Genomic DNA, 26,658 nt, shown 5'->3' with positions numbered 1-26,658 from the left:
GCTCATGGCACGGAGCCACGCCCCCGTGACGCCAACGAATCAGTTGACTTTGCCGCCATCAGTTCGACCATTTTGCTTCGAAACCACAGGCTCGCCTGATCCTGCTCGCTGCTTCGATGCCAATACAAGTGCCATTCGAGGCTAGGTATGGGAAACGGCAGTTCAACCATCCGCGCATCGTGACGCTTGAGCAATTGCGTGGGCGCGGTCAGCGCGAGATCGGTTCGCAAGGCAACGAGCGGCGCGACCATGTAATGCTGCACACGTATTTGTATCCGCCGTTGCTTGCCGAGCCGTTTCAGTTCGGCGTCGACGATGCCGCTTCCCTGGCGGCGACTCGACACCTGGATATGGTCAAGCTCAAGGTAGTCGTCCATCGTGAGCGCCTCGCCGGCAAACGGGTGATCGTGGCGCAGCATGCAGGCGTACCGGTCGCAGCCGAGGCGCGTCTGATGCAACTGCGGATCGTCGATCAAGGGCGCGTCGATCGCGAAGTCGATCTTGCCAGTCGCAAGCGCGTTGCTGAGTTCACTGCGCGGCGTGAAATAGGATTCGATGCGCATCCCCGGCGCTTGCTGCTGCAACACTTCGCCGAGCGCGGGCAACAGGATCGCTTCGGTTAGATCCGGCATGCTGAGACGGAAGGTACGCTCGGACGTTGCCGGGACAAACACGTCGCCTTCTGTCGCGCTGGCCTCCAACAGTTGCAATCCTTCACGCACGCGCCCGATGATGTTCTCCGTGAACGGCGTAGGCACCATTCCGGACGATGTGCTGACGAACAGTGGATCATCGAACGCCTTGCGCATGCGTGCGAGCGCATTGCTGACCGCGGGCTGGGTGATGAAGAGCGCCTCGGCCGCGCGGGTCAGGTTGCGCTTCTCGTAGATCGACTCCAGCACCACGAACAGATTCAGATCCAGCTTCGGTGAACGCATCTCACAGTCTCCGTTTGCCCATCATGATAAACGGGAGACGCTGTGATGATGCGTGCGCTTGCTTCGATTTCGCCAGGCTCAGTCACGCGGCGGTGCGTTCAGATAGGCCGCCATTGCGCCGATCCGTTCCTTGCCTTGCGCCAGTTCCATTTTCGCGATCGCCTGGAGATGCACTTCGTCGGGACCGTCTGCGTAACGCAATGCGCGTCCCCACGTCCAGTGATCGGCGAGCGGCGTATCGGGGCTTACGCCCATCGCGCCGAATACCTGCATCGCACGGTCGCACACGGCCGTATGCACTTGCGGAATCAGCGCCTTGATCATCGAGATTTCCTTGCGTGCCGCTTTTGCGTCGACCTCGTCGAGAAGCCACGCGGTCTTGAGCACGAGCAAGCGGGCCTGATCGATCTCGATGCGCGATTTCGCGATCCATTCGCCGATCGTGCCATGCTGCTGCAGATACTTGCCGAACGTCTTGCGCTCCTGAGCACGCTCGATCATCAGTTCGAGCGCGAGCTCAGCCGCGCCGATCGAGCGCATGCAGTGGTGAATGCGCCCCGGTCCGAGCCGCGCCTGCGCGAGCGCGAAGCCGCTGCCTTCTTCGCCGAGCAGGTTCGACGCGGGCACGCGCACATTCGTGAACGTGATCTCGCAATGTCCTTCGGGCGAGATGTGATTCATGACCGGAATATTGCGCACGATCGTCACGCCGGGTGTGCCCGCCGGCACGAGGATCATGCTCTGCTGACGATGGCTTTCTGCATCCGGATCGGTCTTGCCCATCACGATGAACAGCTTGCAGTTCGGATGTGCCGCGTTCGTGATGAACCATTTGCGGCCATTGATCACGTAGTCGTCGCCATCGCGGCGAATGGAGGTCGTGATGTTGGTCGCGTCGGAGGAGGGCACGTCCGGCTCGGTCATCGCGAACGCGGAACGGATCTGGCCATCGAGCAGAGGCACGAGCCATGTTTCGCGCTGCGCGGGCGTCGCGAACATGTGCAGCAGTTCCATGTTGCCGGTATCGGGCGCATTGCAGTTGAAGACCTCGGATGCCCACGAAACGCGGCCCATGATCTCCGCGAGCGGCGCATATTCGAGGTTCGTGAGACGCGTGCCTGGCTCGCCCTCCTTCAGGTGCGGCAGGAAGAGATTCCACAGACCCTCTGCCTTGGCCATGGCTTTGAGATCTTCCATGAACGAGACTGGAAAGTGACCCGCGTGGACCTCGTCGTGCCATTGACGTTGCCGCGGCACGATATGCTGGTCCATGAACATGCGCACGCGGCGCATGAGGTCTTCAACTGTCGGGCTATGAGCGAAAAACATGATGGGTTCCTTTTGCGCGGTTCGCTAGATCGTCAGGCCGCCATCGACGACGATGCATTCGCCGTTCGTATAGCTCGCCGCGTCGGATACGAGGTAGAGCACGGTGCCGGCCATTTCGTCGGGTTCGCCGTGACGGCGGAGCGGGATCGAGTTGATCCAGCGCTCGTAGATAGTCTTGTCCTCGAACAGCGCGCCGGCGAACTTCGTTTTGGTGAGGCCTGGCAGAATCGCATTCACGCGGATGCCGAGCGGACCGCACTCTTTCGCGAACGCCTTGGTCATATTGACGACGGCCGCCTTGGTGATCGAGTAGATGCCCTGCTGATCGCCCGGCTGAAGCGCGTTGACCGAAGCCGTGTTGACGATCGCGCCGCGGCCCTGTTCCTTCATCATCTTGCCGGCTTCGACCGACATGAAGAAGTATCCGCGCAGGTTCACATCGACGGTCTTGTTGTAGGCGGCAAGGTCCGTATCGAGGATATGGCCGAAGTACGGATTGGCCGCGGCGTTGTTGACGAGTATGTCGAGACGACCGTGCTTCTCGCGAATGTGATTGAACATGACCGCGATATCTTCCAGGCGGCCGACGTGGCACGCGAATGCTTCAGCACTCGCACCCGACGCGCGAATGCGCGCGGCGACTGATTCGCAATCTTCCAGCTTGCGACTCGATACGATGACGTGTGCGCCTTGTTCGGCCAGCAGCACGGCGATGGCCTCGCCGATGCCGCGGCTCGCGCCTGTCACGAGAGCGATGCGTCCCGAGAGGTCAAAGAGTTTCGTAGTCAATGTCGTTCCTTTTGACAGGTTGAGAAAGTGTGCCGTCTACGCGAGCAGTTCTTCGGCGAGCCGTGCTAGCGGTTCGACCATGCGGCCCACCTCGTGTGCATCTGCGCTTGACGCGTTGCCTTGCAACGCGCGTGCTTTGACGCCCTGCGCGATCGATGCAAGACGGAAGAAGCTAAACGCGAGGCAGAAGTTCCAGTTGCCAATGTCGCTGAGCCCACGCAACGCGCAGTACTGCGCGAGGATGTCCTCCTCCTCGGGGATGGCGAGGGCATCGCGATCCTGGCCGCGCAGCCCGGTGATATGCCCTCTCGATGGCAGGCGCAGGCACATGCAGAAGTAGGCGAGGTCGGCGAGCGGATTGCCGAGGGTCGAGAGCTCCCAATCGAGTACGGCACGCACGCGCGGCGCATCGTCGGCGAAGATGAGGTTGTCGATGCGGAAATCGCCGTGCACGAGCGCCGGGCGTGGAGAATGGGTCGGGCAATGGGCCGGCAGCCAGTCAATGAGCGCCTCCATCGGCGCTATCCGCTCGGTTTCGGCGGCGCGGTACTGCTTCGTCCAGAGTTCGACCTGTCGCTGAAAGTAGTTTCCCGCTCGGCCATAGTCGCCAAGGCCGACGCTTTCCGGATCGACTTCATGGAGTGCCGCGAGCGTCGAGACGATTGATGCGTAATAGTCGCGCCGCGCATCGCGATCAATTTCGGGCAGGGCGGGGTTCCAGAAGATGCGTCCCGGCTCGTAGCTCATAACATAGAACAGGCTACCGATGATCTCGCGGTCTTGACACAGATGCCAGGCGCGCGCGACGGGAACCGGGGTTTGTGCAAGCGCACTCAGCACGCGGAATTCGCGATCGACTGCGTGAGCGGATTTGAGCAATGTCCCGGGCGGCTGGCGGCGCAGGACATAGCGGCTGCCTTGTGCGTCGAGCAGCCAGGTCGGGTTGGACTGGCCGCCCGCGAACTTCGTCGCGTGCACCGGCCCGCGAAAGCCCGGGAGATGCTGCTCCAGATAAGGCGTGAGCCGGTCAATGTCGAGAGACTGGCTAGATCGTTCGCTGGTCATATCATTCGATGCTTGACGGGTAGATTAACCGTAGGTTTGAAACGCGTGACGTTGTGGATCGTCGAGATGGGCGATGCCGTTGAAGCTCGATAGATGAATCGTTTCGTGGTTGAAGAAGCAATGCGTGACGCTGCTGTTGCGGATCTGCATGTTGAGCTCGATTGCCATCGCAGTAGGCGCTTGCAGGATCTGCTGCATGAACGCGCCGATCACGCCACCGGAAGTGACCACCAAAACGCGTCGTGCGTCGCTCTGCTGAATGGCAGTGCGCGCAACCGCTACGCGCTGCTGAAACGCTCGCCACGTCTCGGGCACACGATCATCCAGTGCACCTTCGCACCAGAGGTGCAGGACCGCCCGCAATGCCTTGAAGAACTCGCGCGGACTGCGTTTCGCGGACTCGACGAGCCTGAGATCTTCATCGCGCAGAGCGCGAAAGAGCGCGTGAAAATCGTATTCATCGAGTCCGGGATGAATCTCCCATTCGACATTTATACCCGGTGTGGCCAGGCGAATCGCATCGAGCGTCTGAGCGTGACGCAGCAGCGAGCCTGTCACCACCCGGTCGAATTTGAGACCATTGAGCGCGAAGTGCTCGCCGAGCCAGATGCTCTGCCGCTTGCCGGTGTCCGAAAGACAATCGTAGTTTTGGCTGCCCAGTGACGCCTGTCCGTGCCGTACCAAAAAGAGTTCTGCCATTGCTTCTTCCGCGATCCGAGTCGGTCAAGCAAGCTTAGGGGCGACACTGGTATTGACGAACTTTATTTCTTGAATGAGGGGGTATTCGTAGCGGTGATGGCGCTTGCGAATACCAGGACAACCTCCCTCGAGGCGAAGCGGGGAATCGCTTCAATGAAGCGTAAATGAAGGGGCGTCTCTGAGGGCGTCGTCCCGAGCCGGTGTGGCACACGACTTGAGACGAGTGGTCTGTCGAGGGGGATATATCAGCACGAAGATACCTGGCAGTAGGCCGGTTGTTGATGCGCGATGCCATACTGCCCTTTAAACGTGCTCGAAGACGGCTGATTGAGATACGTTACACGCTGCTGCAGCCGGCGCTCGCGCATGCTCGACAGCGTTGGAACCACGACGCGTCTCGATCTGCCCTCCCGGCTTACCGGACGCCTTGCGAGTTACGTGCTCGATTCAGGTGTATGCCACGACCAAGTCATGAAGCGATTTTCTGCCACGGTTCCGATATCTGTCGTCAACGGTTTCCTTTCCGGCGCCGACCGGGCCGCGGTCGCGCGTCTCGCCGAGCATTCCGGCATTCCTCACGACCTGCTCGGCATGCCCGCCGCGCGCGTCACGCAGGAGCAGTTCTCGACGCTCTACCGCCTGCTCGCCATGGAACTCGATGACGAGATGCCGGGGATCTTCGCGCGTCCGCTGCGCAACGGCACGCTCAAGTTCCTGTGCCTGAGCCTTCTCGATGCGCCGCGTCTCGAAGTGGCGCTGCATCGTTTCGGCCAGTTCTTTCATCTGGTCCTCGATGAATTCCAGCTCGTGTCGCGCCGGGAAGGCGCTTACGCGATCGTCGAATTCGTCGCGAATCCGAAGGGCCCGAAGGCAAGCGCGCTTGCGCGGGAGCTCGTGCTGAAGCTCGTGCATGGCGTCGCGTCGTGGCTCATACGCCAGAAGATTCCGCTCGCCGAAGCGGCATTCGAGTTTCTGCGGCCGGCGCAGCCCGGCGACCTGCTGTATCTGTTTCCGGGACCGGTGCGTTTCGGGTGCGATCGCACGCTGATCGCGTTCGATGCCGCCTATCTCGATCGTCCCATCCGGCAGCGAAAGTCGGATCTCGACGCATTCCTTCAGCGTGCGCCGGAGGACTGGATTTTCGTGTCGTTCACCGACGAGATGGTGTGTCACCAGGTGCGCCAGTGCATCGCCGCGGGCTTGCCGAAGACGCCAACCGTCGACGCCGTCGCGCAGCAGCTGCACTACTCGGTGCGGACGCTGTGCAGGCGTCTCGACGCGGAGGGAACGTCCTTCCAGGCGATCAAGGACGAAGTGCGGCGCGACATCGCCATTCAGCGTCTCACCCGTTCGGACGATGCGATCGCGGCGATCGCCTTCGATGTCGGATTCGACAATTCGACCGCGTTCCATCGCGCATTCCGCCACTGGACCGGCAGCACGCCGGCCGCCTACAGACAGAAGAAAGCCGACTGAGCTGCGACCGCAAATCGGCTGGCGTCGATTTTATGTTTGGCAGATTTTGTCAATAAAAGGGCAGTTTCAGATAACGGGGAAATGCAGACCCGTTGATACCATGCGCGGCAACACATCCGTATTTGTTGCCATATGGCCTGCCAGTTGACCGGCCATGCACCTGGAGTCGGCGATGACTTATGCAGCCCCCGTCAAGGACATGATGTTCGTACTCGAAGAGCTGGCAGATATTGCAAGCGTCAGCCAGCTCAGCGGTCTCGGCGATTCGAATGCCGACACCGCGCAAGCCGTTCTCGACGAAGGGGCGAAGCTTGCCGCGGAAGTCATCGCGCCACTGAACGCGCAGGGCGACCAGCGCCCGAGCACGTGGTACGACGGCGAGGTCGCGGCGACGGCCGGTTTCGGTGATGCCTACCGCCAATTCATTGAGGGCGGCTGGCAAGGCATCAGCCATCCGGTGGAATTCGGCGGTCAGGGGCTCGCTAAGCTGGTCGCGTCGCCGTGCATCGAGATGCTCAACGCTTCCAACCTTTCCTTCGCGCTGTGCCCGCTGCTCACCGACGGCGCCATCGAGGCATTGCTGACCGCGGGCTCGGCGGAGTTGAAGGCGCGCTTTCTGCCGAAGCTGGTCGAGGGCGCGTGGACCGGCACGATGAATCTGACCGAGCCGCAGGCGGGCTCCGATCTGTCGCTCGTGCGTTCGCGCGCCGAGCCGCAGGGCGGCGGCACCTACAAGGTGTCCGGCACCAAGATCTTCATCACCTGGGGCGAGCACGACATGGCCGAGAACATCGTCCATCTCGTGCTGGCTCGCACGCCGGATGCGCCAGAAGGGGTAAAGGGCATCTCGCTGTTCCTCGTGCCCAAATTCCTGCTGAACGACGACGGCAGCCTCGGCGCGCGCAATGACGTCCACTGCGTGTCCATCGAGCACAAGCTCGGGATCAAGGCGAGTCCGACGGCCGTGCTCCAGTACGGCGACAATGGCGGCGCAACCGGCTATCTCGTGGGCGAGGAGAATCGCGGTCTCGAGTACATGTTCATCATGATGAACGCGGCGCGCTTCGGCGTCGGTCTGCAGGGCATCGCGCTGTCCGACGCGGCTTATCAGAAGGCCGCCGCGTATGCGAAGGAGCGGATTCAGAGCCGCCCCGTCGACGGTTCGGACGCGGGCTCGGTCGCGATCATCCGCCACCCCGATGTGCGCCGGATGCTCGGCCTCATGCGCGCGCTGACCGAAGGCGCGCGTGCGCTCGCCTATATCGCGGCCGCGCACGCGGATTTCGCGCATCACGACGAGGACGCGGCGAGCCGCGCAAGGCATCAGGCGATCAACGAATATCTCGTGCCGATCGTGAAAGGCTGGAGCACCGAAATGGCCATCGACGTGACGAGCCTTGGCGTTCAGGTGCATGGCGGGATGGGCTTCATCGAGGAGACGGGCGCGGCCCAGTTCTATCGCGACGCGCGGATCCTGTCGATCTATGAAGGCACGACGGCGATTCAGGCCAACGATCTCGTCGGCCGCAAGACGCTTCGCGACGGCGGCGCGGCGGCGCATGCGCTGCTCGAGGAAATCGACGCGACGCTCGAAGCGTTGCGATCGACCGATGCCGCCGATGCCGCGCGCGTTTTCGAGGCGATGCACCGCCGTCTTTCCGATGGACGCGAGGCGCTCGCGAACGTCGTCGCCTACGTGCTCGAATCGGGCAAGCGCGACCCGAACGCGGTGTTCGCCGGCAGCGTGCCGTATCTGAAGCTCGCGGGCATCGTGCTGTCGGGCTGGCAGATGGCGCGTGCGCTGCTCGCGGCACAACGCAAGCGGGCCGAAGACCTGCAGTTCTACGGCGCGAAGATCGCGACCGCGCACTGCTTCTCCGAATACGTGCTGACGCGGGCCCGCGGACTCGAAACCGCCATCGTCAGCGCGCACGGCGACGATCCGCTGTTCGCATTGAACGAAGCGCAATTCTGACGCGTACGCGTGTCCTGAGCCTGAGAGAAGGAGGCGGTATGACGTTGGACAACGCCCGCACGGAGGCGTCGACGAACTGGATCGAGCAATACGGTCCGCGTGAATCGATGGAGTACGACGTGGTGATCGTCGGCGGCGGGCCCGCCGGACTGTCCGCCGCGATTCGCCTGAAGCAGCGCGCGGCGGAGCAGGGCGCCGAGATCAGCGTGTGCGTGCTCGAAAAGGGCTCGGAAATCGGCGCGCATATTCTGTCGGGCGCGGTCATGGACCCGCGTGCGCTCGACGAGCTCATTCCCGACTGGAAAGCGCAAGGCGCGCCGCTCGATGTCGCCGTGACCGAGGACCGCTTTCTGTTCCTGTCGGAAGCAGGCGCGCGGGCCGTGCCGAACTGGGCGCTGCCGGAGAACTTCAGGAATCACGGCAACTACGTGATCAGCCTCGCGAACCTGACGCGCTGGCTGGGTCAGCAGGCCGAAGCACTGGGCGTCGAGATCTTCGCGGGCTTCGCCGCCGCCGAAGTGCTCTATCACGATGACGGCTCGGTCAAGGGCGTCGCGACGGGCAACGTGGGCGTCGGCCGCGACGGACAGCCGACCGAGGCGTTTCAGCTCGGCATGGAGCTTCACGCGAAGTACACGCTGTTCTGCGAAGGCGCGCGCGGTCATCTCGCGCGGCAGCTGTCGGCGCGCTTCGGCCTGCGCGAGGGCGTCGATCCACAGGTGTACGGCATCGGCATCAAGGAGTTGTGGGAGATCGATCCGGCGCAGCACAAGCCCGGGCTCGTCATTCACACGGCCGGCTGGCCGCTCCAGACCGACACTTATGGCGGCTCGTTCCTCTATCACCTCGACAATCATCAGGTGATGGTCGGCTTCGTCGTCGGCCTCGGATATACGAACCCGTATCTCTCGCCATTCGAGGAATTTCAGCGCTACAAGACGCACCCGGCGATCCGCACGTTCCTCGAAGGCGGCAAGCGCGTGTCGTACGGCGCGCGCGCGATCGCGGCGGGCGGGTTGATGAGCTTGCCGAAGCTGGTGTTTCCGGGCGGCGCGCTCGTCGGTGACGATGCGGGCTTTCTCAACGCGTCGCGCATCAAGGGCTCGCACGCGGCGCTCAAGACCGGCATGCTCGCCGCCGATGCCGCATTCGACGCCTTGCAGGCCGGGCGGGAATCGGACGAGCTGGAGGCCTATCCGGAGTCGTTCCGGCGCTCCTGGCTGCACACGGAACTGCACCGCGCGCGCAACTTCAAGCAATGGATGGGCAAGGGCCTCTACCTCGGCACGCTGATGGTGGGGATCGAGCAGAAGCTGCTGGGCGGCAAGGTGCCGTGGACGCTGCATCACCGGCACGCGGATCACGAGACGCTCAAGCCTGCCGCGCAGTGCACGCCGATCGTCTATCCGAAGCCGGACGGCAAGCTGACGTACGACCGGCTGTCTTCCGTGTTCATTTCGAACACCAATCACGAAGAGAACCAGCCCGCGCATCTGACGCTGAAAGACGGGAACGTGCCCATCGACGTCAATCTGCGCACCTATGCGGGCCCGGAAGCGCGCTTCTGTCCGGCGGGCGTGTACGAGTTCGTCAGAGACGAGACGGACGGCAAGGACGAAGACCGGCTGCAGATCAATGCGCAGAATTGCGTGCACTGCAAGACCTGCGACATCAAGGACCCGACGCAGAACATCGTATGGGTGACGCCGGAAGGCGGCGGCGGGCCGAACTATCCGAACATGTAATCGCGCGGCGCGCACGCGCAAACGAACCGGAGCGAATCAATGAGCGAAGCAAAACGTGAAGTAGTCGTGGTGAGCGGCGTGCGAACCGCGATCGGCGATTTCGGCGGCAGTCTGAAGGATTTCGCGCCGACCGAACTGGGCGCGATGACCGTGCGCGAAGTGCTCCAGCGCGCGAACGTCACGGGCGATGAAGTGAGCCACGTCGTGTTCGGCCACGTGGTGCATACGGAGCCGAAGGACATGTATCTCGCGCGTGTCGCGGCGATCAACGGCGGCGTCGCGCAGCACGTGCCGGCGCTGACGGTGAACCGCCTGTGCGGCTCAGGCCTGCAGGCGATCGTCTCGGCCGCGCAGACCATTCTGCTGGGCGATGCGGACGTCGTCATCGGCGGCGGCGCCGAATCCATGAGCCGCGCGCTGTACGCGTTGCCGGGCGCGCGCTTCGGCCAGCGCATGGGCGACGGGAAGCTCGTCGACATGATGCTCGGCGCGCTGCACGACCCGTTCCAGACGATTCATATGGGCGTGACGGCGGAGAACGTCGCGCGCAAATACGGCATTGCCCGCGATGCGCAGGACGCGCTCGCGCTCGAATCGCATCGCCGTGCCGAGCGTGCGATCGCGGAAGGACGCTTCCGCGACCAGATCCTGCCGGTCACGCTGCGCACGAAAAAGGGCGAAGCGGTCTTCGACACCGACGAGCACGTGCGCCTCGATGCGAGCGCCAGGGACTTCGAAACCCTGAAGCCGGTGTTCGTCAAGGAGAACGGCACGGTGACGGCCGGCAACGCCTCGGGCATCAACGACGCGGCGGCGGCCGTGCTCCTGATGGAGCGCGGCGAAGCCGAGCGGCGCGGCGCGCGGCCGCTCGCACGGCTCGTGTCCTACGCGCATGCGGGTGTCGATCCGGCCTATATGGGCATCGGCCCCGTGCCGGCGACGCGCAAGGCGCTCGAACGCGCGGGTCTCGACGTGGCGCAACTCGATGTGATCGAAGCCAACGAGGCCTTCGCCGCACAGGCCTGCGCGGTCACGCAAGAGCTGGGACTGGATCCGAGCAAGGTCAATCCGAACGGCTCGGGCATTTCGCTTGGCCATCCGGTCGGCGCGACGGGCGCGCTCATCACCGTCAAGGCGCTGTATGAACTGAAGCGCACCGGTGGCCGGTACGCGCTCGTCACGATGTGCATCGGCGGCGGTCAGGGGATCGCGGCGATCTTCGAAAATCTTCAGTGATCGAATCGAGGGACATTCCATGAATATCGAAACGATCGGCGTCGTGGGCGCGGGTACGATGGGCAGCGGCATCGCGCAGGCGGCGGCCGTCGCGGGGCTCGACGTCGTGATGATCGACGTCAGCGAAGCGGCGCTCGGCAAGGGCAGTGCGGCAGTCCGGGCGAGCCTTGCGCGGCTCGTCTCCAACGGCAAGCTCGACGCGGCGGCGCAGGATGCCGCGCTCGGGCGCATCGCGACGTCGACCGACTATGCGCGCCTTGCTTCGGCCGATATCGTCATCGAAGCGGCGACCGAGAACGTCGAACTGAAAGGGCGCATTCTCGGGCAGATCGAAGCGGCGGCGCGGACGGATGCGATCATCGCGACGAATACATCGTCTATCTCGATCACCGCGCTCGCGGCGCCGCTCGCCGACCCGTCGCGCTTCGTCGGCATGCACTTCTTCAATCCCGTGCCGATGATGCCGCTCGTCGAGATCATTCGTGGCCTGCAGACGAGCGACCGGACGGCGGCGGCCGTGCGCACGCTCACCGAGCGCATCGACAAGTCGCCGATCGGCGTGCGCAATTCGCCGGGCTTCGTCGTCAACCGCATTCTCGTACCGATGATCAACGAGGCGTTCTTCGTGCTGCACGAGGGTGTGGCGAGCGCGGCGGAAATCGACGAGGGCATGAAGCTCGGCGCGAATCATCCGATCGGTCCGCTCGCGCTCGCCGATCTCATCGGGCTCGATGTGTGCCTGTCCGTGATGGACGTCTTCGTGAAGGACTTCGGCGATCCGAAGTACCGCGCGTGCAGCTTGTTGCGCGAACTCGTCGCGGCCGGACGCCTCGGGCGCAAGTCAGGACGTGGGGTGTATGACTACACCGTGTAGTGGCTTGTCGGGAAGGCTCCCTCGTCGATGCGATCTGCCATAGTTCGCTTCGGCCATGAAACGCGATCGGCGTGCGGCAGTTGCTTGGGCATACCGCCGTGGATAGGTTCTCGCCGAAAAAGCGCGACCGAACTCGGCATTCAGGCTAAGTAAGTCCCACTCGTAGACAACTGAGCGGAAGGCGCATGCTGCGGGCCTGGTGCAGGCAGATGAGCGACCGAGCGAGCAGGCCATGGCCCGCTCGCTCAAATCGTGCTGCTTCGCGGTCGCGAAAGTGACGCGTTCGTTAGGCCGCAACTGCTACTGATTTCTCGCAGTCAAGTGCCCACATTTAGCATATCCCGGCGTCGCACTTCAAAGTTGATCGCCCCATGTCGCGTTCTGGCCGCGCAAGGTTCTCGCCTCACGTCACTCCCTTTTTGCCGACATTCCCATACGCCACGCGAATTGTCATGGCGCTCATCAGTTCAAAAACGCGATTGATATCTGGCGCCTGTTTCTGTGTTCCGAACATTAACATCGCCGCGCCTTCCATCTGAGCGGCGATCAGCGTCGCGCGGGCCAGGCAGTCGCGCGCGGTTGCGGAGGCGTCCATCTCGCGTACTAGTCCGACATAGATCGCCCGATAGGCAGAGTAAAGACTTCTCACGAGTTCACGCGTACCGTCCGAGTGCTGAGCCAGAGCAAATATTTCAAACGAGAACCGGGCTACCCTTGGGTCAACGGCTTCCTCAAATGCATCTTCTACAATTTCACACAGACGTTCGAGCGCAGGTTTGCCGCTCGGCTTCCCCATTTCCTTATAGCGTTCCAGATAAACCCTCAGTAACGCGTCGATTGTCGAGCTGAGCAGTTCGTCATGCGTGGGGAAGTAATTTTGAAGCGCGGACGGCAGGATGCCGAGTTCCCTCGCCACTCGCGCCTGCGTAAACTGTGCATATCCTTCCGTCGCCAGTAGGTTGGCCGCGCAAGATATGATCTCGTTAATCTTCAACTCTCGACGCTTTCCTTGGACCGTCGGCCGGTAATAGAGACTGTCTCGTCGTGCTTGTCCAACGCTCAGATTGAATAGTCTCCCTTGAACCCGCGCGCCGAGTTCGGCACTTTGCTTGATCCCCCGTTGGCGGCCGCGTACACCGTCATCAGGAACATCGCCCTTCAAGGCCTCTGGGGGCAACTCGACAAGCGATTTGACGGAGCGCTTTGTCAAGCGTACGAATTCCGCGTAGTCCTTCTCCCCATCGCCCACATAGCGATTGAAGATCATCATGCCAGTCGTCTGTGCAAGGAGGACTGTTGCACGAACCAGGCAATCTCCTTTAGCGAGCGCAGGCTGGATCTCCGAAAACAACCTCGCGAAGAGGTCCCGGCACTGCGCATGAAATTCATCGGCGAGCTCTGCAGCATAGATCGCGTGCTGGGAGAATGCGAACATTTCAAACAGGAACTGAGGGAGGTCGGTCTCGTGGATATCCAGAATCATCCGCTCGACCAACGCGGAACAACGCTGCGCCGCGTCGATATCTTGCCGGTGCGCGATCTTCATGTAGTCGTCAAGTTTCCGCTGTACATAAGCTTGCAGCGCTGTGCGTAACAGCTCCTCTTTCACCGGAAAGTAGTACTGAAGATTTCCCAGGGTGATTCCCACGCGGCCCGCCACCCCGCGTGTCGCAAACCCGGCGTACCCATCCTCCCGAAACGTCTGCTGCGCGGCGAGGATGATTTGCGCGATGCGTAGTTCACGGTTTCGTCCTGTGGCCGATCCCGACCCGTTGCTCGGCCCACCGGAATCAACGAAATTTTTTTTTGCCTTCTCTTGCACGCTGCGGCTCCGTAAAAACTGCCTCGGTCGATCCCGATTATAGGTCAGATCAAGGCAAGATAACATAATCGTAAGGTCGTGGCAGCACCTCTTCCGGATGAACGGTCGCCGCCTGTCGACATACCGAAAAACGCCGAGGAAGCGAAGGCTCCGTGTCAAATGACACGTATGTTCTGCCTGCAGATGCGGCTCCCGAGAGCTAAACCCACCCCGAATCAGTGTTTTCCCTCGCCATCGCCAGACTTGATTGTAGGTCAATCAACATCTATTATTAGGTCACGAATACGTAAAAGATAGGTCGTTAAACCGTATTAACATTTATCCGCAGTTGTTTGGGGGCTGACAAGAAGGAGCAGGCAATGAGCAACGACGTGGTTTCCTTGCGCGACATGATCGAGAAGTGGCTGGCCCCGACCACAGCCTCACCGATCCGGTTGACCCGGCTTTCGTGCGCTTCACGCAGGCCCATTCGGTGCGTGCGCGCGGAGTCATTTCTGTCGTCAGGCCCTCTGGCGATTCTTTTCTTCCAGCACGGTGATGGATCGTGGCGAGTGTTCCCTCCGGGTCCCCATCGACCTACGTTGGGTGCTTCGCTGTCGGCAGACTAGGGACTGCGGGTTTTTCTTCGTTTCGAAGGGGAAACGTGATGGATATCGAAAGGCTTGCGAATGATTCGGGCATGCTGGTCGTGCTCGATGGCCGGATCGGCCGCGTGGAGTACAAGAGCGTGTACGGGTCTTTCCAGGCCCTTCAGCGCTTTGCCGACAACTTGCTCCAGTCGATCTCGAGCGAAACTTCCGACGACCGCGCTGATCATCCGCTTCATCGTGATTATTGACGGTCAGCGTTAAAAAACGCGGGTCCGTCGTGGTCGTCGGCGGACGGCCCAATTCTCGACATTTTCGAGGCAAATCAGATGAACGACAGGGAATACCCTGTCTTTTGATTTCAGTTTTTCTTTGTCATGATGACCTATGATTACCACAGTTTTCTAGTACGGGCATCGTCCGGCGCGCGCTCGCGCTTGGACCGTCGACTGAAGAGCCGGGAGAACATTGATGGATGAATTCGGGCATAGGGCTTTCGCCGAAGATGGCGCGATCCTGATAAAAGGCCTCCTCAACAGAGAGCAACTGGCCCTCTGTCGGCACGTCTTCGATTGGGGTATCGAGAATCCGGGACCAATGGCCACGACACTGTTCGATGGCACCGCGCAGAAATCGCACAACGACAACGCCAATCCCTACGCGAAGGCGCGCCTGGATGATTTGGTCGGCAGGCTACCGCTTGGCGAACTGTTCGCCGATCTCTGGGGATCGAAGCACGTTTGGTATTTCGCCGAAGAGTTGTTTCTCAAGGCTGGTGGCACAAGCGGACGCTCGCCTTGGCATCAGGACACTTCCTACCTGCCATGGGAGGGCAAGCACTTTGGCAATGCCTGGATCAGCTTCGAGGCTGTTCCCCGGCAGAATGCGCTCGAGATCGTGAAGGGCTCGCATCGCGGCACGCGTCATGACGGCACCACTTTTCAGAATGCGGACGATCCCACTGACCCTTTGCATGGCGGGGATGTTTGGCCGCGCCTGCCAAATATCGAAGCGGAGCGCCGCAGCAACCCGGCTGCGTACGACATCATTTCGTGGGAGACGGAGCCCGGCGATGTTCTGCTCCTGCATCCGGGCGTGCTCCATGGCGGCGGAGCGGTGGACGCGGCATTTCCGACTCGCCACACACTTGTGCTGCGCTTCTTCGGCGACGACGCGGTTTTCAGTCCGCTGCCGCAACCGAGCGTGTCGGGGTTCACGTCGGCCGGAGTTCTATTCCTCGAAGAACTTGCCGCGTTGAAAGACGGCGATCCGTTTCGCGCACCCTGTTTCCGTCAACTCGTCTGACCACACCGACCATCACCACCATGACAAAGTCCACTTCGCGGCAATCGATTATCCCGCCGCCGTTTCAGGCGTTCTACGACACTTTTCATTTTTCACCCGCAACCCGAGTCGGCGACACCATTTGGGTTTCTGGTCAGGTCGGCATCGGCCCGGATATGCAAGCCGGCGAGGACATGCAGGCGCAGGCACGCATCGCCTTCGAGTCCCTGAAGGTCGTGCTTGAAACGGCGGGGGCGAGTCTGGCCGACGTCGTGGAGTTGACCACCTTTCACACGGACCTGCGAGGGGAAATGGAGGCCTTTTCGACGGTCAAGGACGCGTACTTCCCGACACGCTATCCCTCGTGGACGGCCGTTGGCGTGACCCAACTGGCGCTACCGGAGTTGTGCATCGAGATCAGAGCGGTAGCAGTGGCAAGCTGCGGCGAGAGCTGAGTGCTTTGCTCTACAACGCCAGCTCCGACGTTTCCGCGATATGTACTACTAATTATGATGAGATCAGAAGGAGAATTGCGGTGAGAAAGCACACTATTGGAACATTGTCGGCCATCGCCGCGGCGCTCTTGCTTGCGGGCGGAGCGGCCGTTGCTGAGGAACTTACGCCGGTAGGCGCCGAACGCGCGGCCAGCAAGGACGGATTGGTGCCGGCGTTTGCCGGGAGGCAAGCCACGCCGGCAGGTTGGGAGTGGGGCAAGATGCGCGGCGACTTCTGGAAACACCGGGACGAGAAGCCGCTCTATTCGATCGACACGGCAAACGTCGACAAGTACGCGGACAAGCTCTCCCCGGGCGAGATCCAGTTGATCAAACAGCAAAAGGGTTATCGGATGGACGTCTATCCGTCCCACCGCGAATGTCAGTTGCCGGAATTCGCCGAGCAAAATTCCACGGCCAATCTCACCACCGCGAAACTGGCTTCGAATGGCGAGACAGTACAAGCGGCGACCCTCCCCGGAGTGGCATTTCCGCAGCCAAAGAGTGGCGCCGAAGCGATCCTCAACTATGAGACACGGTACCGCGGCGAGGGAGTGGAGTGGTCCCCGGTTGTCACGGCGATTTCCCCGCGTCCCGGCAGCAGTGACTGGATCGACGCAGTGGGTCCCCAAACCTTTTATTTTCCAGCGGGCAAGGAAGGCAAGACGTCGCCGCAGGACGTCGATCAGTTCAATCTGGGTGCCTATTTCTCCGTCAACTCACCCGCGGCATTAGCTGGACAGGCCTTCGTACAGCGCCAGTTCTTCGATAAGGATTCCGAGACCTACTACTATTTTCCGGGTCAGCGCCGTGTGAGACGCATGCCCGCTTATACGCACGATGCGCCGTTGATCGGCTTCGAAAACCAGTACCTAATCGATGAATCGAACATGTTCAACGGGTCCATCGACCGTTTCAACTGGAAGCTGGTGGGCAAGCGCGAAATGATCGTCCCGTACAACGACTTCGGCATGTACAGCTTCAAGACGAAGCTGCACGACGTTGCGACTCCCGAAGGGATCGCAGCTGATCACCGTCGCTATGAGGTCCACCGTGTCTGGGTCGTCGAGGCCACGCTCAAGCCTACGGCACGCCACGTCGCATCGAAGAAAGTCTTCTATCTGGATGAAGACAGCTGGCTCGCGCTGGTCGGCGAAGACTACGACGCGCAGGGCAAGCTCTGGAAGGTACGCGAAAGCTACCCCATCCCAGTGTGGGAGTTGGGCGGGGCCTGCGACAACGAGCCCTTCGTGCAATACGACCTGATCAACGGACGCTACGTGCTGGATGCATCGTCCATCGGGCAGGGCAAGGACATTCGCTGGTACGAGCATGTCGACAATCCTCGCTTCAAGGTGGACTTCTACACCGCGGAATCGTTGCGTTCGGCGAGCGAGCGCTGACATCCGACGTCGGCACAAAGGACCCGGCGCACGTCACACGCGTGCGCCGGCAGGGAGAGGGACGGTGGGGCAGACCATGACAACGAAGATAATCGGCAGGTATGTTGCGGTATCGCTGGCCATATTCGGCACGGCAGCATCAAGTGCGTACGGTTACGACTTCACGACCGGGATCAACGATCTCACAGGCTCGTGGGTGACCAACCTGACGGCGGGTGCGGGGATCCGGACCAAGAATCCGAGTTGCTCTCTCACTGGCGACCCCAATTCCGCGGGTTGCGGAGCGGGGGCCAACACCAATCAATGGGGTTTCGGCGATAACGGCGATCTGAATTACCGCAAGGGGCAGGCATACAGCGCCTACGCCAGCGCGACGAGCGAGTTGCTGATGAAGATGCCGAGCGAAGGGCTCAAGTTCATGATCCGGGGCACGGGCATGTACGACTTCCTCGCGAAAGATACGGCAAGAACGCCATTGTCGAGCACCGCGTCGGCGCAGGTCGTCTACGATGCGCAACTGCTCGATCTGTGGGCCGAGAAGGATTTCACCATTGCCGGGAATGCCGCGCACGTGCGGCTCGGCAACCAGGTGATCAACTGGGGCGAGAGCATGTACGCGATGGGCGGGATCAACGCGACGAACTCGCTCGACATCCAGAAGCTGCTCGTGCCGGGTTCGCAACTCAAGCAGGCGCTCCTTCCTGCACCGATGGTGAGCTTCGCCGCCGATCTTTCACATGGTTTCAGCACTGAGGAATACTACCAGTTTCAGTGGAACGGAAACCGCTACCCGCCAGTCGGATCGTACTGGTCGACAACGAACAGCCTCGGGCGTGGCACGCAGCCGCTCACCATCAGCACGAACAACTTGAATGTAGCCGGTCCAAGTGCGGGCACGATCGCCGGACCGAACAGTGGCAACCAGAATGTCCTCGACGGAATTAACACGGGCCTCGTGAACGGCACGTATGCTGGCCCCCCTTTCAACGATATCGGGCTCCCGGTTTCATGGCAGTCGCCATCGAAGTACAAACCACAGTTCGGTTTCAAGCTTAACTTTTCACCGCGCTCCTTCGGTGCGAACTTCGCGTTTTACTACGTCAACTACACGGACAAGTCGCCGGTGCTTTCATCGTTGGCCAATGGGACCGAGCAGTGGTCGTATCTTCAGAACCGCCAGCTCTTCGGCTTGAGCGCGAATTTCGGGCTGGGGGACTGGGCTATTGGCACCGAGCTGTCATATCGGCCACATGACGCCGTGGCGCTGTCGAGCTGCTATGGCGCGGGCGGCCCACCCGACCTGAACACGAACGGCGTGGCGGGCGTCAATTGTCAGCAGTGGGCCGACATGAAGCGGTTCCAGTTCGACATCAACGGCATCCTGGCCCTGACGCGCAGCGAGTATCCGTTTCTCAAGTTGATCGGTGCGGATTCCGCGACGTTGACTGCAGAGCTGACCTGGGTCTACTACCCGGGTCTTAGCTCGCAGGGCGTCACCCGTACGGTCGACGGACAAGTGGTTACGCAGGTGCCGCAGGCGGGCTATTTTCCCTGGCTGAACAACACCTCGAATCTTGGCTATCCGATCGGGATGGCGCAGGGCACATCGAGCTCAGTAGGCGCGACCATCGACTTCAACTGGACCTACGACGGCACACTGATCCGCGGCTGGCAGGTGACGCCAGGCGTCACGTTCGCCACCGGACTCTACGGCTATACGCCGACGCTCAGCGCGAACTACCTGCAGGGCGCGAAGTCGCTGAACCTTTATGTGCTTTTCAACCAGAACCCGGCCACGTGGCAGGCGGGCATCAACTACACGTTGTTCTGGGGCGGACACAACACCGGGGGTCAGCCATATGCAGACCGCAACTTTGTAGGGATGTTCGTGACACGGAACTTCTGATGGCTCGATGCCGTGGGTCGTTGAATCAACTTAGGGATCAAAGCTGTGCTAAATCGCCTGGTTAAAACGTTGGAAAGATTGTGCTTCGGACACCGAGCAGCGGTGCTTGTGACGGTCGGGGTATTTACGGTCGCCATGGCCGTGTTCGCCGTGCAACTGCGCATGGACGCGGGGTTCGAGAAGCAGATGCCGATCGGTCACGAGTACATCCGGACGTTCCAGAAATATCGCTCCGACCTGCTCGGTGCGAACCGGATAACCTTCGTCGTACGATCTCGCCACGGCTCCATCTGGACGAAGGAAGGGCTCACCCGTCTATATAGAGTGACTCAGGCGGTGACGTATCTGCCGAACGTGGATCGGATCGGCGTGCAGTCGCTCTGGACGCCGAACGCATACGTGAACGAGATCACTGATGAAGGTTTTCGCGCCGAGCCGATCATCTCAGGCACCATCACGCCTGAGCAACTGACGCCCGAGCTTGTCACCGCGATTCGGCATGCGACCACCCAGGGCGGCTACGTCGGAACGCTTGTTTCGCATAACGAAGACAGCGCCATGATCACGGCCGAGCTCAACGAGCGCGACCGTAACGGCAAGGTGCTCGACTATGTCAAGTTCAATCACCTGCTCGAGGCGCAGATCCGCAAGCCGTTCGAGGACGCAGGCTATGAGATCCAGATCATCGGCTTCGCGAAACAAATTGGCGATATCGCCGATGGCGCCACGGCCGTGCTCGGTTTCTGCGGCATCGCACTACTGTTGACTGCGCTCGCGGTCTACTGGTACTGCCATTCGATTCGCTTCACGGTGCTGCTGATCGCATGTTCCCTCACGTCACTGGTCTGGCAGTTCGGGACGCTTAAGCTACTGGGATTCGGCCTCGATCCGCTCGCCGTGCTGGTGCCTTTCCTGGTTTTCGCGATTGGCGTGTCGCACGGCGTGCAGCAGGTCAACTTCATCGTGCGTGAGATCGCGCATGGCAACAGTTCGTTTGATGCGGCGCGCCATAGCTTCAGCGGTTTGCTGATTCCGGGTGTGCTGGCCCTCGTCACCGCATTCGTGTCTTTCATCACGCTGCTGTTGATTCCGATTCCCATGGTGCGCGAGCTGGCTATTACTGCGTCGCTCGGCGTCGGCTACAAAATCGTGACGAACCTCGTATTGCTGCCCGTCGCCGCTTCGTGCTTTCACTTCACAAAGAGCTATGCGGACAGCGCACTCAAACGCAGCGAGCGGCGCTCGTCATGGTTGCGTGGACTCGCCCGCATCGCCCAGCCGCGCTATGCAGGCGTGACCGTGGCGCTGACGCTCGTGGTTTTCGCTCTCTCTGCCTGGCAAAGCCGCGACCGCGTGATCGGTACGCTTCAGCCGGGTGCGCCCGAACTGCGTGCGGATGCGCGCTTCAACCAAGATGCGACGTCGATCGCGGCGAACTACGACATTGGCCTCGATTGGCTCACGCTCGCAATCGAGTCGGGAGGCAAGGCATGCGACAACCCTGCTGTCGGACTCTACGAAGACGATCTGACGAGCACGCTGCGTGACGAGCCCGGCGTGGTGTCAGTGCAGTCATACGCCGGGATGCTGCGCCGCTACAACCAGGGCTATAACGAAGACTATCCGAAGATGAACGTTGTGCCGATCGACCCCGAAAACTACGGAGCGGTTTCGGTGGATGCTGGCCGAGTGAAGGGCTTCATGAAGGCCAATTGTGGCATGACAGCGGTTCATCTTTTTCTCACCGATCACAAGGCCACGACGATTAGCCGAATCCTGGACGACGTGAAGCAATACCGCGCATCGCACGTATTTCCGGGTATCAATGTACGGCTTGCGGCGGGAAACGCGGGCGTGCTAGCGGCCATCAACGAAGAGGTGGAGAAGAGCGAGTTGCCGATGATGCTCTATGTCTACGCTGCCATCCTGATTTTGGTGTTCCTCGCCTACCGTGACTGGCGTGCAATGCTGGCGTGCTGCTTGCCGCTCACGGTCGCAACTTTCATTGGTTATTGGTTCATGAAGGAGTTGCAAATCGGGCTGACGGTGGCGACGCTTCCGGTCATGGTACTGGCCGTAGGTATTGGCGTGGACTATGCGTTCTATATCTACAACCGCTTGCAGGTGCATCTAGCGGGTGGCCAGAACATTGTGAAGGCGGTGCAGCACGCGATGCTCGAGGTCGGCGTAGCGACGATCTTCACGGCGATCACATTGGCCATCGGTGTGGCGACGTGGAGCTTCTCAGCACTGAAATTTCAGGCGGACATGGGCAAGCTGCTGGCGTTCATGTTCCTTGTGAACCTGCTGATGGCGATGACCGCGCTGCCGGCGTTGGCGTCGGTCCTGGAGCGCTGGTTTCCGCGCCGCAAGCCGGCGCGCGCGCCGGGGCTTTTCAGCCACTGACTGGAGACCAATCATGATCAAGATGTTTGTTGCCGGCGCGGCCTTGTGTGCGAGCGTCGCGGCCTTCGCTCAAGCACAGGGAGCGGTCGCGGACTGGGCGGCCAAACCCGCGCATGCCTGGACAGCGCCGAGGCACATGATGTTGATGGACGCGGCGCGTGCCGGTTCGCGCATCGTTGCCGTAGGGGAGCACGGCGTAGTCGTGATGTCAGATGACGAGGGAAAAACGTGGCGTCAGTCAAACCATGTTCCGGTTTCCGCAACCCTTTCTGCGGTCACTTTTGCCGACGCGCAGCACGGCTGGACGGTCGGACAGTGGGGCGTGATTCTCGCGACGAGCGACGGCGGCGAGACATGGCAAAAGCAGCGGATAGACCTCTCAGTTGACCAGCCGTTGTTCTCCGTGCTCTTTACTACTGCTCGGGACGGAATCGCGGTGGGCCTATGGTCACTCATGCTCGTCACCCATGATGGTGGCAAGTCGTGGACGAAAGTGAGTGTGCCGAAACCACCGGGTAGTGGTCGTGCCGACCGCAACCTTTACCACGTCTTTTCTGATCGTCACGGTGTGCTTTACATCGACTCTGAGCAGGGAATGGTGCTGAAGTCCACGGATGGCGGGGCGAACTGGAATTATCAGGCGACGGGCGGCAAAGGGACGCTGTGGACGGGCGTGGCGCTGCCCGACGGCCGAATCATCGTAGGCGGTTTGCTGGGCGGCCTGTACCAGAGCAGCGACGATGGGGCGACATGGACGGCGTTGAACGCGGGCACGAAGAGTTCGATCACTGATCTTTTGACGACCGGGAATGGACTGATGGGCGTCGGGCTCGATGGCCTTGTTTTCCGGCAACGCGAGGGCAGTACTTCGTTCGAGGTTCAACAGCGCGCGGATCGTGCGTCCCTCACAGCCGCAGTGATCGATCGCACCGGAAAGCCGTTGCTGTTTTCGCAGGACGGTGTGCTGGTGAGGCCTTGAGCATGCTGCATTTCCTGCCGCATGTGTATATCGCAGTACTGCATATAATTGAAACAGGAGTGGCAACATGGAAGTCGAGACGGAACCGAAAATGATTCGCAGGCCCCCCGCGCGGAGCCGGCGCCGGTTCCTCCACCTTGCCGCAGCAGGTGCTGCGACGCTGGCTGCCGATGGAGTGTCACTCGCGCAAAGTGCGGTTACGAAGCCCCCGAGAGACCGTGAGGTATTGGACGTCGCGATCATCGGTGCGGGTCTCGCAGGATTGACGGCGGGCCGCGACCTCCAGCTGGCTGGATGCGATTCGTTTGTCGTGCTCGAGGCACGCAATCGCGTCGGTGGCCGAACCTATAACCATGACCTTGGCCGCGGCGTCGTTTCTGAAGCCGGAGGGCAGTGGATCGGTCCCGGTCAGACCGCGATCTTCGATCTGGCACGTCAACTCGAGATCGACACGTTTCCGAGCTGGTACGCAGGGAAGACCGTCGTGATGGCGCAGGGCGCTATCGTGGCCCAAGATTTTCATGGCGGCACCGGGGGTGACGACACGATTGGCAACCGGCTTGCCGAACTGTCGCGGGGCGTGCCATCCGGCGCGCCATGGAAGGCACCGAATCTGGCGGAATTGGATAGGCTATCTTACGGCGAATGGCTTTTGCAGCAGGGCGTGAAATACGAGGACGGCTACTTTCTCGCGCTAGCCGCGAAGCTGACGACGGGCGGTGCGCCGGCCCAGTTGGGTCTGCTGCACTACTTGTCGATGATCAACAGCGCAAGCTGCAACTATACGCAACTCGAAGCATTCAAAGGCGGGGCACAGGAAACGCGCATCGTCGGCGGCTCGCAGCGTCTGAGCATCAAGATGGCCGAGCAGCTCGGCGACAAGGTCAGGCTTTCCTCGCCGGTGCGCAAGATCACTGGCTGGGATCGCGAAGTCGTCGAGCTGCACACGGATCAAGGCTTGATTAAGGCCGGTCGCGTCATCGTTGCGATGAATCCGGCGCTTTGCAATCAGGTGGTTTTCGATCCGCCGTTGCCCAGCGGGCGGGCGCAACTCCAGCAGCATTGGCCCACGAGCGCCCCAATGCGAAAGACTGTCCACGTCTATGACAAGCCGTTCTGGCGCGACGCCGGGTACTGCGGAACGATCTTCCAGGTCGGCGGTCCCGTTTTCATGACGTACGACAATTCGCCTCCCGACGCATCGCTCGGCGTGATCGCCGCATTCGTGGCGCCAGGGATGTTGCCTGATGATCCCGCGACGGCCGAGAAGACGCTGTCGGCCACATTTGCGAAGGCATTCGGAGACCGCGCGCTGCATCCGACGCAGTTCCATGACTACGACTGGGGCCGGGTCGATCAGTGGACCCTGCATTGCATCAACCCCATGCCGCCAGGCTTCTGGACGAAGTGGGGAAAGTATCTGCACCCCGAAGTGGGGCGCCTGATCTGGTCGGGCACCGAAACTGCCGACATCTGGGCGGGTGCGATGGACGGTGCCGTGCGTTCGGGCCATCGTGCTGCTTTGCAGGCGCTGGCTGGTTTCACTCGACGCGGCGAGGTGGCCTGAATGAGACGGGCATGGATCGTAAGTGGAGTCGTCGGGCTCGCCGCTGTGGTGGGCGTGGGAGCGCTTTACGGACGCGAGTACCTGGACGGTATGCATTTCGAAAAAGCGATGAACGAGATCGACAGGTTGCAAGTGGCCAACGGTGGCTCCTGGCCGCAACCGCAAGAGACCTGCTATTTCTGCCACGGTGCGCACGGGCAGTCCGCGAACGCCTGGTATCCGTCGCTGGCAGGACAGCCACAGGCTTATCTCATCGCCCAATTGCGCGCCTTCGCTGACGGGGAACGGCCCAACGCTTATATGGGGCCGATTTCAAGGGATCTGACCGACGAACAGATCAAATCACTGGGTGCCTATTTTGCGCGGCAGACTCCGGCCCGAAGCGAGCCGGCGCGCACTCAAGCCGGGCTAGAGAAGCGCGGTATGGAACTCGTGGCAGAAAAAAGTTGCCAAGCGTGCCACGGAGCGGCGTTCATGGGGGAAAACCAGATTCCGCGTCTGGCGGGACAGGGAGAGACCTATCTCGTGAGGCAGCTTGCTGCATTCAAGACCGGCGAGCGTCATGACCCGAGCGGCGCAATGAATGGGTTGGCGGGCACTCTGTCGGGCGAAGACGTCAAGGCGGTGGCCAGCTATCTTGCCAGTCTGACGCCGGTCGGCAGCAACGCAGGCGCAGGCGCTGAATAACAACCATCGCGTAACCGAAAAGAGGTCTAAGGACAGGAAATACCTGTCTTTTTTAAACTTAAAATGTTTGTAGACTATGACTATGTTAGATACGATGTTCTATAAAATGGACCTGCATCATCGCTGCATTCTCTGATAGCGGAGCTCGTCACCGCCGCCGGCATCCGCCGCATTTGAAAGACGCACCGTTGAACCCAATCACCTTCTAGGAGACAGGCATGGCAAAGCATCCCGTCGTTGTATATGGCGCAAGTGGTTATACCGGCATGTTGATCATGGACTGGCTGATCGACCAGAACATTCCTTTTACCGCTGTGGCGCGCAACGCAAGGCGTACGCAGGAAATGATGGCGCAGCGGGTCGTGCGCCTCGAATCTGCGAGCTACGAAATCATCGAGGCCGAACACAACGTCGATTCGCTTGCGAATGCCTTTCGCGGCGCGAAGGTCGTGTGCGCCACCGTCGGGCCGTTCTTCGATTTCGGCCTGGTCGCGGTGGAGGCGGCAATCAAGGCCGGTTGTCACTACCTCGACACCACCGGCGAGCAACACTTTATCCGCCAGGCACGCGAACAGTTTGGCGAACCCTACCGTCAGGCCGGTCTACTGTTGTCGCCGTCAAACGCGTACATGTACACGTTTGCGGAAATTGCCGCCGAGCTGGCACTCGAGACGCCTGGCGTCGATGCGCTGGAGACGGCGACCTTGACGCGCGGCCCGCGCGGTGCCGGCGCCGGTGTGAGCGTGGGCTCTACGGCGACCATCTTCGGAGGCTATCGCCAGGAATCTTGCTATCTATGGGAAAAGAAGCTGGTGCCGCATGACAAGCACGCTTCGTTCAATGTTGCCTCCCCCGATTTTCTGCAACCAGTATTCGCGTTGCCGTGGGGCGGCACCTCGCTGCCGGTGTATTTCGAGCAGGATCCCCGCGTGCGCAGCTGTATCTCGTGCGTTGGCTTCTACGACAACAACGCAATGCAGATGGTGCATGGGCTCAGTCAGAAGTGGGATGCGGAATACGCACACCTGCCACGTGAGCAGCAGGATACGGTACTCAAACAGCTTGTCGATTCCGTGACACCGTCGATGCCGCCGCGCGAGCGCACGTCGCTTCATCGCACTGTCGACTTTGCGATCGGCCGCGGTCAGCTTGCGGCAGTTCGGGCGACCGTGCACGGCATCACGCCGTATATCGCCACCGGAGCCATTCATGCCGCCGGTATTGCCAAGCTTCTCGACGGCGACACCGCGAAGGTTGGCTTTGCATCCGGTTCGAAGGCATTCGGCCATCGCTACCTGCTTGGGTTCCTCGAGCAGCGCGGGCTCGCGCGCGCGACAGTCGCCCAACTGTAACGGCCGCGAGAACAGAGATTCGAAACCGATCCAGGGACACATGGG

Annotated in this window: 21 protein-coding genes; 15 read left to right on the top strand and 6 right to left on the bottom strand. The window is 61.2% G+C overall.

What is annotated here, in order from left to right; translation table 11 throughout:
- Nucleotides 1-2: 2 nt before the first annotated feature.
- The 5 genes from NK8_RS34500 to NK8_RS34480 form a co-directional block, all read right to left on the bottom strand.
- Entirely contained in the window at nt 3-938 is a 936-nt protein-coding gene (locus tag NK8_RS34500) for a LysR family transcriptional regulator (protein WP_062257225.1), read from the bottom strand.
- Between the two features lie 78 nt (nt 939-1,016).
- Nucleotides 1,017-2,267, bottom strand: coding sequence for an acyl-CoA dehydrogenase family protein (locus NK8_RS34495; protein WP_062257227.1), 1,251 nt, complete (start codon nt 2,265-2,267; stop codon nt 1,017-1,019).
- A gap of 24 nt (nt 2,268-2,291) precedes the next feature.
- The gene (locus NK8_RS34490; RefSeq protein WP_062257229.1) at nt 2,292-3,056 is read right to left on the bottom strand and encodes an SDR family oxidoreductase; all 765 of its coding nucleotides are present in this window, start codon (nt 3,054-3,056) and stop codon (nt 2,292-2,294) included.
- A gap of 36 nt (nt 3,057-3,092) precedes the next feature.
- Nucleotides 3,093-4,121, bottom strand: coding sequence for a phosphotransferase family protein (locus NK8_RS34485; RefSeq protein ID WP_062257231.1), 1,029 nt, complete (start codon nt 4,119-4,121; stop codon nt 3,093-3,095).
- Nucleotides 4,122-4,145: 24 nt separating this feature from the next.
- Complete coding sequence (locus tag NK8_RS34480; protein WP_062257233.1) at nt 4,146-4,820, bottom strand: histidine phosphatase family protein; 675 nt, start codon at nt 4,818-4,820, stop codon at nt 4,146-4,148.
- A 471-nt stretch (nt 4,821-5,291) separates the two neighbouring features.
- Here NK8_RS34480 and NK8_RS34475 point away from each other — a divergent pair, with 471 nt between their 5' ends.
- From NK8_RS34475 to NK8_RS34455, 5 genes are all read left to right on the top strand, one after another.
- A complete protein-coding gene (locus NK8_RS34475) occupies nt 5,292-6,296 on the top strand; it encodes an AraC family transcriptional regulator (protein ID WP_213233886.1) in 1,005 nt (334 codons plus the stop codon).
- Between the two features lie 172 nt (nt 6,297-6,468).
- Complete coding sequence (locus NK8_RS34470; RefSeq protein ID WP_213233885.1) at nt 6,469-8,271, top strand: acyl-CoA dehydrogenase; 1,803 nt, start codon at nt 6,469-6,471, stop codon at nt 8,269-8,271.
- A 38-nt stretch (nt 8,272-8,309) separates the two neighbouring features.
- Entirely contained in the window at nt 8,310-10,016 is a 1,707-nt protein-coding gene (locus NK8_RS34465) for an electron transfer flavoprotein-ubiquinone oxidoreductase (protein WP_062253015.1), read from the top strand.
- Between the two features lie 39 nt (nt 10,017-10,055).
- Nucleotides 10,056-11,252 (top strand): beta-ketothiolase BktB, encoded by a 1,197-nt coding sequence (bktB, locus tag NK8_RS34460; RefSeq protein ID WP_062253018.1) that lies wholly within the window; start codon nt 10,056-10,058, stop codon nt 11,250-11,252.
- Nucleotides 11,253-11,271: 19 nt separating this feature from the next.
- Nucleotides 11,272-12,126, top strand: a complete 855-nt coding sequence (locus NK8_RS34455) for a 3-hydroxybutyryl-CoA dehydrogenase (RefSeq protein WP_062253021.1) — start codon at nt 11,272-11,274, stop codon at nt 12,124-12,126.
- Nucleotides 12,127-12,529: 403 nt separating this feature from the next.
- Here the strand turns inward: NK8_RS34455 and NK8_RS34450 are convergent, their stop codons facing one another.
- Nucleotides 12,530-13,948, bottom strand: a complete 1,419-nt coding sequence (locus NK8_RS34450) for a TetR/AcrR family transcriptional regulator (protein WP_225936613.1) — start codon at nt 13,946-13,948, stop codon at nt 12,530-12,532.
- A gap of 646 nt (nt 13,949-14,594) precedes the next feature.
- Here NK8_RS34450 and NK8_RS34445 point away from each other — a divergent pair.
- The 10 genes from NK8_RS34445 (at nt 14,595) to NK8_RS34400 (ending at nt 26,613) form a co-directional block, all read left to right on the top strand.
- Complete coding sequence (locus NK8_RS34445) at nt 14,595-14,786, top strand: hypothetical protein (protein ID WP_029672590.1); 192 nt, start codon at nt 14,595-14,597, stop codon at nt 14,784-14,786.
- Nucleotides 14,787-15,006: 220 nt separating this feature from the next.
- Nucleotides 15,007-15,840, top strand: a complete 834-nt coding sequence (locus tag NK8_RS34440) for a phytanoyl-CoA dioxygenase family protein (protein WP_029672591.1) — start codon at nt 15,007-15,009, stop codon at nt 15,838-15,840.
- A 20-nt stretch (nt 15,841-15,860) separates the two neighbouring features.
- Nucleotides 15,861-16,274 (top strand): RidA family protein, encoded by a 414-nt coding sequence (locus tag NK8_RS34435; protein WP_062253027.1) that lies wholly within the window; start codon nt 15,861-15,863, stop codon nt 16,272-16,274.
- Nucleotides 16,275-16,354: 80 nt separating this feature from the next.
- Nucleotides 16,355-17,716 carry a DUF1329 domain-containing protein gene (locus NK8_RS34430; RefSeq protein WP_062253029.1) on the top strand — a complete coding sequence of 454 codons (1,362 nt, stop codon included), beginning with the start codon at nt 16,355-16,357 and terminating at the stop codon, nt 17,714-17,716.
- 76 nt (nt 17,717-17,792) lie between these two features.
- A complete protein-coding gene (locus NK8_RS34425; protein ID WP_062253031.1) occupies nt 17,793-19,622 on the top strand; it encodes a DUF1302 domain-containing protein in 1,830 nt (609 codons plus the stop codon).
- A 45-nt stretch (nt 19,623-19,667) separates the two neighbouring features.
- The gene (locus NK8_RS34420) at nt 19,668-22,028 is read left to right on the top strand and encodes an RND family transporter (RefSeq protein WP_062253032.1); all 2,361 of its coding nucleotides are present in this window, start codon (nt 19,668-19,670) and stop codon (nt 22,026-22,028) included.
- Nucleotides 22,029-22,041: 13 nt separating this feature from the next.
- Entirely contained in the window at nt 22,042-23,007 is a 966-nt protein-coding gene (locus NK8_RS34415; protein WP_213233884.1) for a YCF48-related protein, read from the top strand.
- A gap of 91 nt (nt 23,008-23,098) precedes the next feature.
- The gene (locus tag NK8_RS34410; RefSeq protein WP_213234005.1) at nt 23,099-24,574 is read left to right on the top strand and encodes an FAD-dependent oxidoreductase; all 1,476 of its coding nucleotides are present in this window, start codon (nt 23,099-23,101) and stop codon (nt 24,572-24,574) included.
- Nucleotides 24,575-25,261, top strand: coding sequence for a cytochrome c (locus NK8_RS34405; RefSeq protein ID WP_213233883.1), 687 nt, complete (start codon nt 24,575-24,577; stop codon nt 25,259-25,261).
- Between the two features lie 218 nt (nt 25,262-25,479).
- Entirely contained in the window at nt 25,480-26,613 is a 1,134-nt protein-coding gene (locus NK8_RS34400; protein WP_029672504.1) for a trans-acting enoyl reductase family protein, read from the top strand.
- Nucleotides 26,614-26,658: the final 45 nt, after the last annotated feature.

This window comes from Caballeronia sp. NK8 (genome assembly GCF_018408855.1).
Taxonomy (GTDB): Bacteria; Pseudomonadota; Gammaproteobacteria; order Burkholderiales; family Burkholderiaceae; genus Caballeronia.
Note: the sequence above shows the minus strand (reverse complement) of the source record. Positions and strands in the feature narration are given on the sequence as shown.

Excerpts from the sequence above, each read along its gene's own strand:
- NK8_RS34485 (WP_062257231.1), bottom strand. The coding sequence starts at position 4,121 with ATGACCAGCGAACGATCTAGCCAGTCTCTCGACATTGACCGGCTCACG.
- NK8_RS34465 (WP_062253015.1), top strand. The coding sequence starts at position 8,310 with ATGACGTTGGACAACGCCCGCACGGAGGCGTCGACGAACTGGATCGAG.
- NK8_RS34415 (WP_213233884.1), top strand. The coding sequence starts at position 22,042 with ATGATCAAGATGTTTGTTGCCGGCGCGGCCTTGTGTGCGAGCGTCGCG.
- bktB (WP_062253018.1), top strand. The coding sequence starts at position 10,056 with ATGAGCGAAGCAAAACGTGAAGTAGTCGTGGTGAGCGGCGTGCGAACC.
- NK8_RS34440 (WP_029672591.1), top strand. The coding sequence starts at position 15,007 with ATGGATGAATTCGGGCATAGGGCTTTCGCCGAAGATGGCGCGATCCTG.
- NK8_RS34400 (WP_029672504.1), top strand. The coding sequence starts at position 25,480 with ATGGCAAAGCATCCCGTCGTTGTATATGGCGCAAGTGGTTATACCGGC.
- NK8_RS34405 (WP_213233883.1), top strand. The coding sequence starts at position 24,575 with ATGAGACGGGCATGGATCGTAAGTGGAGTCGTCGGGCTCGCCGCTGTG.
- NK8_RS34495 (WP_062257227.1), bottom strand. The coding sequence starts at position 2,267 with ATGTTTTTCGCTCATAGCCCGACAGTTGAAGACCTCATGCGCCGCGTG.
- NK8_RS34475 (WP_213233886.1), top strand. The coding sequence starts at position 5,292 with ATGAAGCGATTTTCTGCCACGGTTCCGATATCTGTCGTCAACGGTTTC.
- NK8_RS34445 (WP_029672590.1), top strand. The coding sequence starts at position 14,595 with ATGGATATCGAAAGGCTTGCGAATGATTCGGGCATGCTGGTCGTGCTC.
- NK8_RS34470 (WP_213233885.1), top strand. The coding sequence starts at position 6,469 with ATGACTTATGCAGCCCCCGTCAAGGACATGATGTTCGTACTCGAAGAG.
- NK8_RS34410 (WP_213234005.1), top strand. The coding sequence starts at position 23,099 with ATGATTCGCAGGCCCCCCGCGCGGAGCCGGCGCCGGTTCCTCCACCTT.
- NK8_RS34435 (WP_062253027.1), top strand. The coding sequence starts at position 15,861 with ATGACAAAGTCCACTTCGCGGCAATCGATTATCCCGCCGCCGTTTCAG.
- NK8_RS34500 (WP_062257225.1), bottom strand. The coding sequence starts at position 938 with ATGCGTTCACCGAAGCTGGATCTGAATCTGTTCGTGGTGCTGGAGTCG.
- NK8_RS34425 (WP_062253031.1), top strand. The coding sequence starts at position 17,793 with ATGACAACGAAGATAATCGGCAGGTATGTTGCGGTATCGCTGGCCATA.
- NK8_RS34480 (WP_062257233.1), bottom strand. The coding sequence starts at position 4,820 with ATGGCAGAACTCTTTTTGGTACGGCACGGACAGGCGTCACTGGGCAGC.
- NK8_RS34455 (WP_062253021.1), top strand. The coding sequence starts at position 11,272 with ATGAATATCGAAACGATCGGCGTCGTGGGCGCGGGTACGATGGGCAGC.